The organism is Serratia sp. Je.1.23.a (assembly GCF_051129805.1).
GTDB classification, from domain to species: Bacteria; Pseudomonadota; Gammaproteobacteria; order Enterobacterales; family Enterobacteriaceae; genus Serratia; species Serratia liquefaciens.
On sequence record NZ_JBCPSR010000003.1, the window covers coordinates 25,611 to 38,178 of the forward strand.

11 protein-coding genes are annotated in these 12,568 nt (G+C 54.9%); 8 read left to right on the plus strand and 3 right to left on the minus strand.

Annotated features, from left to right (window positions below; genetic code table 11):
• Positions 1 to 131 precede the first annotated feature (131 nt).
• Complete coding sequence (locus tag AAZT04_RS12340) at positions 132 to 878, plus strand: LexA family transcriptional regulator (protein WP_020827740.1); 747 nt, start codon at positions 132 to 134, stop codon at positions 876 to 878.
• Positions 879 to 918: 40 nt separating this feature from the next.
• Here the strand turns inward: AAZT04_RS12340 and AAZT04_RS12345 are convergent, their stop codons facing one another.
• The gene (locus AAZT04_RS12345; protein ID WP_434680288.1) at positions 919 to 2,028 is read right to left on the minus strand and encodes an SDR family oxidoreductase; all 1,110 of its coding nucleotides are present in this window, start codon (positions 2,026 to 2,028) and stop codon (positions 919 to 921) included.
• A gap of 257 nt (positions 2,029 to 2,285) precedes the next feature.
• Between AAZT04_RS12345 and AAZT04_RS12350 the strand changes: the two genes are divergently transcribed.
• From AAZT04_RS12350 to sbcB, 3 genes are all read left to right on the plus strand, one after another.
• Positions 2,286 to 2,492 (plus strand): hypothetical protein, encoded by a 207-nt coding sequence (locus AAZT04_RS12350; RefSeq protein WP_020827742.1) that lies wholly within the window; start codon positions 2,286 to 2,288, stop codon positions 2,490 to 2,492.
• 79 nt (positions 2,493 to 2,571) lie between these two features.
• Positions 2,572 to 2,766 (plus strand): DNA polymerase III subunit theta, encoded by a 195-nt coding sequence (locus tag AAZT04_RS12355; RefSeq protein WP_020827743.1) that lies wholly within the window; start codon positions 2,572 to 2,574, stop codon positions 2,764 to 2,766.
• Positions 2,767 to 2,866: 100 nt separating this feature from the next.
• On the plus strand, positions 2,867 to 4,294 hold the full coding sequence (gene sbcB, locus AAZT04_RS12360; RefSeq protein ID WP_434680291.1) for an exodeoxyribonuclease I: 1,428 nt from the start codon (positions 2,867 to 2,869) through the stop codon (positions 4,292 to 4,294).
• Between the two features lie 53 nt (positions 4,295 to 4,347).
• On the opposite strand, the gene AAZT04_RS12365 is transcribed toward sbcB, so the two are convergent.
• Positions 4,348 to 5,715, minus strand: a complete 1,368-nt coding sequence (locus tag AAZT04_RS12365) for an APC family permease (RefSeq protein WP_020827745.1) — start codon at positions 5,713 to 5,715, stop codon at positions 4,348 to 4,350.
• Positions 5,716 to 6,248: 533 nt separating this feature from the next.
• A complete protein-coding gene (locus AAZT04_RS12370) occupies positions 6,249 to 7,667 on the minus strand; it encodes a glutamine synthetase family protein (RefSeq protein WP_020827746.1) in 1,419 nt (472 codons plus the stop codon).
• A 394-nt stretch (positions 7,668 to 8,061) separates the two neighbouring features.
• Here AAZT04_RS12370 and puuR point away from each other — a divergent pair, with 394 nt between their 5' ends.
• The 4 genes from puuR (at position 8,062) to AAZT04_RS12390 (ending at position 12,545) form a co-directional block, all read left to right on the plus strand.
• The gene (gene puuR / locus AAZT04_RS12375) at positions 8,062 to 8,619 is read left to right on the plus strand and encodes an HTH-type transcriptional regulator PuuR (protein ID WP_020827747.1); all 558 of its coding nucleotides are present in this window, start codon (positions 8,062 to 8,064) and stop codon (positions 8,617 to 8,619) included.
• Between the two features lie 20 nt (positions 8,620 to 8,639).
• On the plus strand, positions 8,640 to 9,920 hold the full coding sequence (locus AAZT04_RS12380; RefSeq protein ID WP_434680294.1) for an NAD(P)/FAD-dependent oxidoreductase: 1,281 nt from the start codon (positions 8,640 to 8,642) through the stop codon (positions 9,918 to 9,920).
• A 121-nt stretch (positions 9,921 to 10,041) separates the two neighbouring features.
• Positions 10,042 to 11,553, plus strand: coding sequence for a sugar ABC transporter ATP-binding protein (locus AAZT04_RS12385; RefSeq protein WP_434680296.1), 1,512 nt, complete (start codon positions 10,042 to 10,044; stop codon positions 11,551 to 11,553).
• The gene (locus AAZT04_RS12390; RefSeq protein ID WP_020827750.1) at positions 11,550 to 12,545 is read left to right on the plus strand and encodes an ABC transporter permease; all 996 of its coding nucleotides are present in this window, start codon (positions 11,550 to 11,552) and stop codon (positions 12,543 to 12,545) included. The genes AAZT04_RS12385 and AAZT04_RS12390 overlap by 4 nt, the downstream gene beginning before the upstream one ends.
• Positions 12,546 to 12,568 lie beyond the last annotated feature (23 nt).

A 12,568-nucleotide genomic window follows, 5' to 3' on the forward strand; every position in this document is an offset into this window, starting at 1 on the left:
TTGCAGCGCCCTACAATTCCTTCATGGACCTTGTCCACCCGTCAATGTTTAGCCAATTGCTAAATTTAAAGCAAGCTAAATTTAGCAAAAACGATATTTACCTTTTTGCTAAAGAATGCGATCATCCGGCCATGGAAACCAAAGAAATAAGACGCAATAATTTGCGCGAGCTGATGGCCAGCTACGCCCGGCAGGGTATCAACCAGAATGATTTTGCGGTGCTGGTTGAGTCCTCTTCGCCCACGTTGAGCCAAATCAGCGGTGAAAAGTCCTCCCGTAACCTGGGCGATAATCTCGCCAGGCGGATCGAGGCCAAACTGAACCTGCCCAAGGGTTGGTTCGACGTGTTCCATGAAAAAGAATTGGTGCGCCCGTTCGATAACGTGGCGGCAGAGTCGGATTTTCAACCTGCCCGCCTCAAGCCGGTGGTGTGGGAAGATACCGAACAGGACAAGGAAGAGTTTGTGGAAATTCCCCTGCTGGATATCAATTTTTCTGCTGGCGATGGCTGTTATGAAATTGTCGATCGTGAAGAGTTTTCGCTGATTTTCCGCCGCTACTACCTGCACAAGATGGGGGTGGCGGTGAATGCCGCGCGGATCATCCGCATTTCAGGATCCAGCATGGAGCCCCGGCTGCAAGACGGCGACGTGGTGGGGATCAATACCGATGATACTCGCATCCGTGAAGGGAAAACCTACGCGATTCGCCACGGTAACCTGCTGCGGGTAAAAGTGCTGATCGAACAGCCCGACGGTGGCGTCACTATTCGTTCGTTGAACCGGGAAGAATACCAGGACGAACACCTGAGCTACCCGCAGCGTAAAGACCAATTGGTGGTGCTGGGGCGCGTTTTCTGGTCGTCTTCGTCCTGGTAATGCGAGGATGCAGCAGGCGCCGCTAACCGGCGCCGTGCTGTTATTTGAAATCCACCACCATCTGCTGCTGAATGGACAGGCCCCGGGTCGACTGCACGCAACAGGCGATGTAGTCGGTAAAACGCGGCGGTTTCGGCATGCCCAGCTTAAGGATTTTGTCATTGCTGAACCGCACGTTGAGCATGGCGAAAGATCCATACAGGCGCATCGCTTTCAGCATCAGGCGTTCATTGCACGGCCCGAAAATATCTTTGAGCTGCTTGCGCATTTTCAACAGGGCTTCATAACTGACCTGCGCATAGTGATCGCCGAGCGGAGGCTTCTCCAGCGCAGCGGCAATGGCGCGATCGATGTCCGCGAAGCTAACGCTGCTCTCTTCACCGGCGGAGATATGGTAAACGTCGTTATCCAGCGTCTCGCTGTTCAACAGCATCACCATCGCATCAGCACAGTAATCAACCGGGATCACATCGATATTGTCCTGCAGCGAGCACATAAACTTACGCAGCATCAGCGCCATGCTGAACACCCAGAAAATACTGCTGGAAGGCTGACAGCCCAGGCGAGTATGCCCTACCACGATCGAAGGACGAGCAATCACCAGCGGTAGCTGCGGGCAATGTTGACGCATGAGCTGCTCAATGGTGGATTTGGAGCGGGTATATTCCACCAAATGCTCGGCCGTTTCTTCAAATTCACCGCTTTCCGCGACCAGTGAACCGGGTTCCGGCGCGCAAGACATTGCCGTCCCCACATGCAGGAAACGTTTTAATCCAGACACCTGCGCCATTCTTTTGGCGAATGCCAAAGTGCCTTCCACGTTAACCTTCCAAATAAGGGGGTTATTACCGAAAGAGGCTACGGCGGCACAATTAATAACGTGCGTTACATTGTTAATCCTTGTGTCTGCTAAAAAGTCAGCTGGCTCACTCAGATCCCCCAACAATATATTTTCTATCGTGATTTTAGAAAATAGTTCGGCTTCAATACTAAACTTCTCCATATTCATCCGAATACGGTCTAGCCCCTGCTGTGCATTATCAGCCCGCACTAACAGAAGATAGTTAATCGCCTGATTTTCTTTCAGTAATTTCTCAAGCACTGCACCACCGAGAAAGCCGGTAGCGCCGGTTAACAGCAGAGTTTTCATAATGCGTACCCACATTGGTATTGAATGTTGCTGATTGTATGTGGGGGTAATTAAACGGATATTAAATAAAACTCAGTAGTCTTATCTTATCTTTTCTTAATATTATCTTAAGGAATGTTTTGAAACATCGCAGCGGTATTTAGTAACACATTAATAAAAAACAAACCATAATAAACACCGCCGTTGACAGAGCATTGATATAAACTCTGATTTAATTCCCTGGTCAATATCATTCTCTTTATCCATCAGGAGTTTTTATGAGCTATAACCAAAAAGTCTGGTTGGGCATCCTAGTCCTGTGCAGCCTTTTCTGGCTGGCGGTGATTGGTGGTGTGTTATCGGCCCATAAAGCCTTTGATCGCGCACAGTTGCAAAATCAGCAGGAATATACGGCCAAATACTCTCAGCATTATCAGGGGGCAGCGGCATCAAGCCAGCCCCTGCAGGCACGTTCACACACTTGATGCGCCTCCCCCCTGAATGGGGTAGGGACAAGCTGGGTTAAGGATCCTATGATGCCCCTATGATCACAGGGAGAATAATATGGGTCGAAAGCTGGATAGCTTGCCACAAGCAGAACGTGAAAAAATTGAAGCCGATTTACTCGCTCTCAGCGTTATTTATAACGAACGTTATGGCATCAGCCCCAACAACAACGGTGCCAGTGCCGAAGAACAAGTGCCCGATTATTTACGTCCCTACTTTCGTCTGCGCCTGAACTACTACCGCAATGCGTAATGCCACTCATTTCGGTGATTAACGCTAACGACTGCTTGGCATCGCACATCTCGCCGTTACAATAGAGCAATATTCCCTACGCCACCTGAGAGATGCGATTTTGAGCAGCAAGGCACCGGCCACATTTTATATCCACGACTACGAGACCTTCGGTAAAAGTCCCTCTATGGATCGCCCGGCGCAGTTTGCCGGTGTGCGTACCGATATGGATTTCAACATTATCGAAGAGCCGTTGGTCATCTACTGCACCCCGGCCGATGACTACTTGCCCGATCCTGAAGCGGTGATGATCACCGGTATCACGCCGCAGCTGGCGCTGGCCAAAGGCGTCAACGAGGCCGAATTTGCGCGGCAGATCCATCAGGCGTTCAGCGTGCCTGGCACCTGCATTCTCGGTTACAACAACATCCGCTTCGATGACGAAGTCAGCCGTAATATTTTCTACCGCAGCTTCTACGATCCCTACGCCTACAGCTGGCAGAACGGTAATTCGCGTTGGGATCTGCTCGATGTGATGCGCGCCTGCTATGCGCTGCGCCCGGACGGCATCGTGTGGCCAGAAAACGAAGACGGCTTCCCCAGTTTCCGGCTGGAACACCTGACTCGTGCCAACGGCGTCGAGCATGAGCATGCCCATGACGCCATGTCAGACGTTTACGCCACTGTCGCCATGGCCAAACTGGTCAAACAGGCACAACCACGACTGTTTGATTTCCTGCTGCAACACCGCAATAAGCATAAGCTGAACGCCCTGATCGACATCGCAGAGATGACGCCATTGGTGCACGTTTCCGGCATGTTCGGCGCCGCGCGCGGCAACACCAGTTGGGTATCGCCGCTGGCCTGGCACCCGGACAACAAAAACGCCGTCATCATGTGCGATTTAGCCGGTGACATGACGCCATTACTGACGTTGAGCGCCGATGAACTGCGCGAACGGCTGTATACCCGCCGGGAAGATCTGGCGCCCGAACAATCACCGGTACCGATCAAACTGGTGCATATCAACAAGTGCCCGGTACTGGCGCCGGCCAAGACCTTGTTGCCGGAAAACGCCGAGCGACTGGGGATCGACCGTCAGGCCTGCCTGCAAAACTTGCAGTTGCTGCGCCAGCATCCGGAGGTGCGCGAAAAAGTGGTGGCGTTGTTCGCCGAAGCCGAACCTTTCAAAGGCTCTGACGACGTCGACGCCCGGCTGTATGACGGTTTCTTCAGCGATGCCGACAAGGCTGCGATGAAAATCATCCAGCAAACCAAGCCACAGAACCTGCCGGCACTGGATCTGACTTTCAGCGATGGGCGCATGAAGGAACTGTTGTTCCGTTTTCGTGCTCGCAACTATCCCAATACGCTGGACGACGCCGAGCAACGCCGCTGGTTACAGCACCGCCAGGAAGTATTAAGCGCCGAGCGAGTGCAGAGCTACGTGCTGCAACTGGAGTCGTTGTATAACCTGCATGAAGGCGATAAAGAAAAGACCGCGCTGTTGAAAGCGCTGTTTGAATACGGCAAAGAGTTGGTGGGGTAACAAAAACAATAAAGGGCGCCAAGGCGCCCTTTTTAATGCTTAGCGATAAAGGCTTAAGCCACGTCTTCGCTAGCCTGCGGTACCGGCAGACGGAAGCTGCGCGTCACGAAGGCCAGATAAATCAGACCAATCGCCGCCCATACCAGACCCAACGTCATTGAGCTGGCTTCCAGATTGATCCACAGTGCGCCAACAGTTAGCGCCCCCAATACCGGCAGGATCAGGTAGTTGAAGGTATCTTTAACGGTACGGTTCAACTTGTCGCGGATATAGAACTGCGAGATAACCGACAGGTTCACGAAGGTGAACGCCACGAGCGCACCGAAGTTAATCAACGCCGTCGCAGTCACCAGGTCAAACGACACCGCAGACAGCGCAATCACGCCGACCAACAGCACGTTAAGCGCTGGAGTACGCCATTTCGGGTGTACATAACCGAAGAAGCGCTCCGGGAATACGCCGTCACGGCCCATCACGTACATCAGGCGTGAAACACCGGCGTGCGACGCCATGCCTGAAGCCAGTACGGTTACGCAGGAGAACACCAGGATCACCGACTGGAAGAACTTACCGGCCACGTACAGCATGATTTCCGGCTGGGACGCATCAGGATCTTTGAAGCGCGAGATGTCCGGGAAGTACAGCTGCACGAAGTAAGACACCACGATAAAGATGATGCCGCCGATCAATGCCGTCAGGAAGATAGCTTTCGGGATCACATTCTCTGCATCTTTGGTTTCCTCAGACAGCGAACTGATGCCGTCAAAACCGAGGAACGAGAAGCACAAAATGGTCGCGCCGGTAATCATCGGTACCACGTGCGCATTCTCAGACCAGAACGGGCGGCTGCTGATCAGCGTGCCTGCACCTTCGCCATGCGAAATGCCATTCACCACCAGGAACAGGAACACGATCATGATCGCCACCTGCACCACCACGATAATGGAGTTCAGGTTTGCTACCAGCTTAATGCCGCGCAGGTTGAAAATCGTCATCAGCCCGACCAGCGCTGCCACGAAGATCCACGAAGGCACGCCCGGGAAGATGGCTTCCAGGTAAATTTTTGCCAACAGAATGTTGATCATCGGCATGAACAGGTAGTCCAGCAGTGATGACCAGCCCACCATAAAGCCGACGTGCGGGCTGATGGCCTTCTGGGCATAGGTATAAGCAGAACCGGCGGACGGGAATTTCCGTACCAGTTTGCCGTAGCTCAGTGCGGTAAACAGAACCGCCAGCAGAGCAAAGGCGTACGCCGTCGCGACGTGACCATCGGTCAGGCCGGAAACGATGCCAAAGGTATCGAAGATGGTCATTGGCTGCAGGTAAGCCAGGCCCATCATCACTACCGGAACTAAAGTCAGGGTTTTACGCAGCTGTGCGCGTTGAGCCGGTGCGGCGCTGATGATGTTATCGGACATTGCGCAGCCCCCCCTTACCTTCTGCCTTGCGGAATATAGACACGCCAAGACTTAAGGTTGCGGGGAAACTTCGCAACTTGCGACTGAATTCAAAAAGAAGGGGATTGGAAGCTGGATAACGAGTCAAGGCTGCCTTGGCTGCTCCATAATCGCTGCGACCGCAGCGGAAACCGGCGGGCACCGGTGCTAAAGTGAAAAATTGCCCCATCTTTCTTATCCTCATGAGTCACGACCATAAAGTTTTGTTTGATCGCGCACGAAACTATTTATCTATCCGGATCGGTGTCCGGCCTCGCTTGGTGTATGAAACGCACAGTTTGTAGAACATAAATGCAAAAAAAATAACCGACGCGTTAAAACGTCGGCTATCTGCATTAGGGATATTTTGCACCAAAAACCCTCCTGATGACAAGATCAGGAAGGCTTCTTAAACAAATTCTTTTCGCGATCGTTCGGAAAACAACCCTTACAGGTGAATTAATCCGCTATCGTTCTATCGCACATCAAGTTAATGCCACACATTTTACGCCCCTTCAGGCATTTTTCAACATCCAATCAATCTCGGTTTCAGTCACCAGACGCTCAAATTGCATCAGTTCATCCATCTTGCAGGCATGGTAAACGTGGGCAAAACGTTCGCCCAGATACTGCGTCAAGGCTTGCTGATGCTCAAACTCGTACAGCGCGTCGCTTTGGCGAATGGGGAACGGCACCCCTTCTTGTTCAAGACCATTACCGGTCACCGGCTCAGGCAATGGCAATTCATTGTCCAGCCCGTAAAGTATGCCTGACAGGATCGCCGCCACCACCAGATAAGGGTTGGCATCTGCCCCCGCTACGCGGTATTCCACGCGATGATTCTCCGGCTCGCCGCAGGGAATGCGCAGCGCCACGGTGCGATTGTTGTGCCCCCAGGACGCCTGAGTGGGTACATACATGCCCGGCTGGAAGCGGCGAAAGGCATTCACATTGGGAGCCAGCAGCGCCATCGAGGCCGGCATCAGGGTGATCATCCCCGCCAGCGCACGGTGCAACAGCGCCGAGTCTTCGCCATCGGGTTGCACGAACAGATTATTGCCGTTGCCGTCCAGCATGCTGATATGCACATGCATGCCGCTACCGGCGTATTCCTCATAGGGCTTTGCCATAAAGGTGGCGTGCAGGTGATGATTTTCCGCCACCAGCCGTACCAGGCGTTTCAACGACAGCGCGTGATCGCAGGCCAGCAGCACGTTATCGGTATGCTGCAGATTTACCTCAAACTGGCCGGGTGACGCTTCCGCCACCGCACCGTCCGCCGGTAAGCCCTGCATCTGCGCCAGGGTGTCGATGTCGTTGAGTACTTCGGCAAAATGATTCAGATTGTCCAGCGAGTAAACCTGGCTCTGCATATTGCGCTCCTGGGTGCCGGGCGCACAGGGCGGTTGCAAATACCCCTCAGAGTCTCGCTGTCGATCAATGAGATAGAACTCCAACTCTACCGCTACCACCGGGAACATGCCGCGCTGGCGCAATGCCTGCCAAACTCGATTCAGGACATTACGGGGTTCAACGTCAAAGGGAGTACCATCTTCATCCAGCATGGTCAGCAACACCTGACCGATATTGTCCGGATCCGCCGCTGACGGCGTCAGCGTTCCTGCCACCGGCATACACACGCGGTCCGGTTCGCCCAGTTCCTGACCCAGGCCCGCCTCTTCCACCACGTTGCCCAAAATATCCATAGCGAATACCGAGGCGGGGAAGTAGCAGCCTTTTTCCAATTTTTTCAGTCCGGAGACGGGAATACGTTTACCGCGGAAGGAACCATTCAGGTCAGTGAGAAGGATGTCGATATACTGCGTTGAGGGATGGCGTTCCAAATAGTGAGCAACCTCACGTTGGAACGCGCTACTTCGCCTCTCTTCATTATGCTGTGCAAAATTTTCAACTGCTGCGATATTGGTTTGCATACATCACCCGCCATTATGCTTTGAGAACGCTGCTGCGTCCGCCTGCCGATAGGTTCAACACATGGTCTGATTTCTCTGTAGACTGCGCCACAGCGGGCGCTCAAAATAACATCCATAATATGAAACATAGCCTTAACACAAATAGTTTGCAAATGTTACAATCCTGTTTGATTATTCGCCACCGGCTGCTAAATTGATAAAATATTGACCGAAAAGGCGTTAACACTCTTTTTACGTGCAGAATTTCGTCCGCCAAAACGGGGGTGGTCATGGGCAATATATTTTCCAATTCCGACACAACTACCGATATCATGCTGTGCCGATATCACTCAGGCAGGCACCTGATACCCATATTCATTTCTGCCTGTCGTCCCTACCAGAAGGAAGTACCGCTATGAGCGAAGTCAGCTTGGCGCCGGGTAAGCGCCTGTCACAGATCCGTCTGCAATTGGGTTTGTCGCAGCGCCGGGTCGCCGAACTGTCCGGGTTAACCCACAGCGCAATCAGCACCATCGAACAGGACAAAGTCAGTCCGGCTATCAGTACGCTGCAAAAGCTGCTGAAAGTTTATGGGCTTTCGCTGTCTGCCTTCTTTGCCGAACCTGAAGCCGCCAATGAGCCCAAAGTGGTCATAGAAGCCGAGGATCTGATTGAGATAGGCAGCCAGGGGGTATCGATGAAGCTGGTGCATAACGGCAGTCCAACGCGCAATCTGGCGATGATGCTGGAAACCTATCAGCCCGGCACTACCACCGGCGAAAAAATAAAGCACCAGGGCGAGGAGATCGGCACCCTGCTGGAAGGTGAGATCATGCTGACGATCAACGGCCAGACCCATTGCCTGACCGCCGGTCAAAGCTATGCCATCAACACCGGCATTCCACACAGCTTCAGCAATACCTCGGCGCGCGTCTGCCGCATCGTCAGCGCACATACCCCGACTACCTTCTGACCTTGTTCGGCGGAGGCCCCATGACGGAACACGTTGCCAGTTATTATGCCGCCACCGCCAACACGTTCGCGCCCTACCCGGCGCTGAACGAGGGTATCCGCTGCGACGTCTGCATTATTGGCGGCGGCTTCACCGGCCTGTCGTCGGCGTTGCATCTGGTCGAAGCCGGTTATGACGTGGTGGTATTGGAGGCCGCACGCATCGGCTGGGGTGCCAGCGGCCGCAACGGCGGGCAGGTAGTCAACTCTTACAGCCGCGATATCGACGTCATTGAAGCGCGTTATGGCGCTGACACCGCCGCCATGCTCGGCAGCATGATGTTCGAAGGCGCAGAGATTATCCGCAAGCGCATCGATCAATACGCCATCGCCTGTGACTACCGGCCCGGCGGCATCTTCGCCGCTTTGAACCCTAAACAAAGCCACGCGCTGCAGCGGCAACAGGCCCGTTGGCGGCGCTATGGCAATAACCAATTGGAATGGCTGGATCGGCAGGCTATCCGCCGCGAGATCGCCAGCGATCGTTACGTCGGCGGTTTGCTGGACCGCAACGGCGGCCATTTGCACCCGCTCAATCTGGCGCTGGGCGAAGCCGACGCGGTGCGCCGTCACGGTGGGCGGCTGTTCGAACAGTCAGCCGCCACGCGCATTGATTACGCGGAACCGGCAAAGGTGCACACCGCCCAAGGCTCGGTCAGCGCCAACTTTGTGATCGCTGCCGGCAACGCCTACCTTGGCGATCGGCTTGAGCCGCGGCTCAGCCGGTTGAGCATGCCCTGCGGCTCACAAATCCTCGCCACCGAACCGTTATCCAAAGATATGGCGCTGTCGCTGCTGCCCAATAATTTCTGCGTCGAAGACTGCAATTACCTGCTGGACTACTTTCGTCTGACCGCCGACAACCGGCTGCTGTATGGCGGCGGCGTGGTATACGGCGCTCGCGATCCCGCCGATATCGATCCGCTGATCCTGCCCAAAATGCTGAAAACCTTCCCGCAGCTGAAACAGGTGCGCATTGATTACCGCTGGAGCGGCAACTTTCTGCTGACGCTCTCGCGCATGCCGCAATTCGGTCGCCTGGAAAACAATGTCTATTATATGCAGGGCGATAGCGGCCACGGCGTCACCTGCACTCATTTGGCCGGCAAGCTGATCGCCGAAGTGCTGCGCGGTGATGCCGAACGTTTTGACGCCTTCGCTCGCTTGCCACACCTGCCTTTCTTTGGGGGCCGCCAGCTGCGTGTGCCTTTCACCGCCCTGGGAGCGGCCTATTATGCGTTGCGCGACCGCCTGGGATTCTAGCGTCATCCGCCAGGAATTTTTTCATCTCAGTTATGCCTTTTAGTTTGTTGCGAAATACGCAATCTGTGTTACAAAAGACTTACTTTAGCCATCTAAACACCTAAACGTCTTTAATTACACTATGCCAACCCCTACGCCCTCACGCCTCGAGATGCGCAATATCTCGATCGCCTTTGCCGGCTTCAATGCCCTGCAAAACGTCGATTTCACCCTGCAAGGAGGCTCAACACACGCATTGGTCGGGGCCAACGGGGCAGGAAAATCCACCTTGATGGCGATCCTTTCCGGCGCGCACGACCATTATCGCGGCGAGATTTTTATCGACGGCCAGCAAGTGGATATTCATTCCCCGCTGCAAGCCCGGCAATACGGCATCCACGTGGTGCAGCAGGAAGTGGACGTGGCGTTGATCCCCACGCTATCCGTGGCGGAAAACATCATGCTCGATTGGCTGAACGAACCGGGCCATCTGCTTAACTGGGCGCAACTGTACCGTCAGGCGGCGCAGCTACTGACACAGCTGGATTTGACTATTAACCTGCGCCAGCGTTTGTCGGAGTGCACCCTGGCGGAAAAACAGCAGGTGCTGCTGGCACGCGCGCTCTCCCACCGCTGTCGTTTTCTGGTGCTCGATGAACCCACTGCCCCGCTCGATCGCGCCGAAAGCGAACGCCTGTTTCGCGTGGTGCGCCGCCTGCAGTCCGAAGGTATCGGCGTGGTGTTTATTTCCCACCGTATCCACGAATTGAGTGAAATTTGCGACCGCCTGACGGTGCTGCGCGATGGCCGTCACGTCAGTGAGGATGCCATGCAGGGCCTGAGCGGCGAGCAGATCGTCGAGAAAATGCTCGGTCACCGGCTGGACGATATTTTCCCGCCCCCACGCCCACCGCACGGTTCTCGCCCGCTGCTACGGGTGGAAGGCCTGCACGATCGCCATAAGCTGCGCGACGTCAGCCTGCAACTGCATCAGGGGGAAATTCTTGGCATCGCCGGGCTGGCCGGCGCGGGAAAAACCGAACTGTGCAAGGCGTTATTTGGCGCCTCACCTGCGCGAATTGAACGGGGGGAACTGCTGGGGAAACCCTGGGCCCCCCGCGCTCCACATCTTAGCGTCGAGCAAGGGCTGGCGCTGGTGCCGGAAGAGCGGCGTAAAGAAGGCATTTTTATCGACGAAGCTATTCCGATGAACCTGAGCGTCAGCGCCGACGACAGCTTTTCCCGCTGGAGCCTATTCAGCCGCCGCCAGGAACTGCGTTGGGCGCGCGACATCATGCAGCACCTGAATATTCGCGCCTCCGGACCGCAGCAGAAGCTGGCGCGGCTTTCCGGTGGCAATCAGCAAAAGGTGGCGATTGGCAAATGGCTGCGCGGCGACGCTAGCGTACTGATTTTCGACGAACCAACCAAAGGTGTGGACATCAAGGCCAAACAAGAGCTGTTCACCCTGATCGACGACCTGGCACGCAACGGCAAAGGCATTATTTATGCTTCCGGCGAGTTCTCGGAGCTGGTCGGCCTGTGCGATCGCATCTGCGTGCTGTGGGATGGCCGGGTCGTCGCGGAACTGAATGCCGCCGACATTGATGAAGAAACCCTATTACTGTATTCCACCGGAGGAACCCCAGCGTGAGTAAAGAATTGTCCCTGCAAACTGCGCAACCCTGGCGCCATCAGCTGTTTGAGTTTCTCTACAAATGGGGGATGTTACTCACCGTTGTCGCGCTGATTGCCCTGTTCGGGATAGCGTCGGACAACTTCCTCGATCCGAACAACATCATCAATATTCTGCGTTCGATTGCCATCGTCACAGTCATCGCCATCGGAGTATCGATATCGCTGTCGGTCGGCGGTTTCGACCTCTCCGTTGGCTCCACCGCTTCACTGGCCAACGCCCTGGTGGTTTCGCTGTTCGTCTGGTACGGCTTCGGCACCACCGGTGCGATTGTGCTGACGTTACTGATTTGTACCCTGGTCGGCCTGTTCAATGCATTCCTGATCGTGGTGTTGAAAATCCCCGATATGCTGGCGACGCTGGCCAGCCTGTTTGTGATCCAGGGCGTGGCGATGACCTACAGCTACGGCGGATCAATCACCCAGAATATGCTGCTGCCGAACGGCGATATGGCCGAAGGCCTGATCCCGGAGGTCTTTTCCTCACTGGGCCAGGTGCCGGTGATCGTGTTGATCATGCTGGCAGTCACGGTAGTGGTGCAGCTTTTCCTGTCGCTGACCAAACATGGCCGCCGCATGTATGCCATTGGCGGTAATCCGGAAGCCGCGCGCCTGTCGGGTATTCGCACAGTACGTTACAGGGTTGCCGCCTATGTTATCTCTGCCCTTCTGGCCTCGCTTGGCGGCATATTGCTGGCGTCACGTATCGGCTCTTCGCAGGTGAACGCCGGTGGCGGTTATCTGATGGATGCGGTCGCTGCCGCTTACATTGGTTTCTCGCTGGCCGGCTCCGGCAAGCCCAACGCGCTCGGCACACTGGTGGGCGCGGTGATCCTCGGCGTGTTGCAAAACGGCCTGGTGATGCTCTCCGTTCCCTACTATGCCATGGACATTATCAAAGGTTTGGTGTTGGCCCTGGCGCTGGCAATAACCTACATCCAGAAACGCTAACTCCCTCTCTCGGCGCAGATTCT

What these genes read in the sequence shown, in the direction of transcription:
- AAZT04_RS12345 (WP_434680288.1), bottom strand. Translation starts at nt 2,028, where the DNA reads ATGAAAACTCTGCTGTTAACCGGCGCTACCGGCTTTCTCGGTGGTGCA.
- AAZT04_RS12385 (WP_434680296.1), top strand. Translation starts at nt 10,042, where the DNA reads ATGCCAACCCCTACGCCCTCACGCCTCGAGATGCGCAATATCTCGATC.
- AAZT04_RS12355 (WP_020827743.1), top strand. Translation starts at nt 2,572, where the DNA reads ATGGGTCGAAAGCTGGATAGCTTGCCACAAGCAGAACGTGAAAAAATT.
- puuR (WP_020827747.1), top strand. Translation starts at nt 8,062, where the DNA reads ATGAGCGAAGTCAGCTTGGCGCCGGGTAAGCGCCTGTCACAGATCCGT.
- AAZT04_RS12380 (WP_434680294.1), top strand. Translation starts at nt 8,640, where the DNA reads ATGACGGAACACGTTGCCAGTTATTATGCCGCCACCGCCAACACGTTC.
- AAZT04_RS12370 (WP_020827746.1), bottom strand. Translation starts at nt 7,667, where the DNA reads ATGCAAACCAATATCGCAGCAGTTGAAAATTTTGCACAGCATAATGAA.
- AAZT04_RS12365 (WP_020827745.1), bottom strand. Translation starts at nt 5,715, where the DNA reads ATGTCCGATAACATCATCAGCGCCGCACCGGCTCAACGCGCACAGCTG.
- AAZT04_RS12350 (WP_020827742.1), top strand. Translation starts at nt 2,286, where the DNA reads ATGAGCTATAACCAAAAAGTCTGGTTGGGCATCCTAGTCCTGTGCAGC.
- AAZT04_RS12340 (WP_020827740.1), top strand. Translation starts at nt 132, where the DNA reads ATGGAAACCAAAGAAATAAGACGCAATAATTTGCGCGAGCTGATGGCC.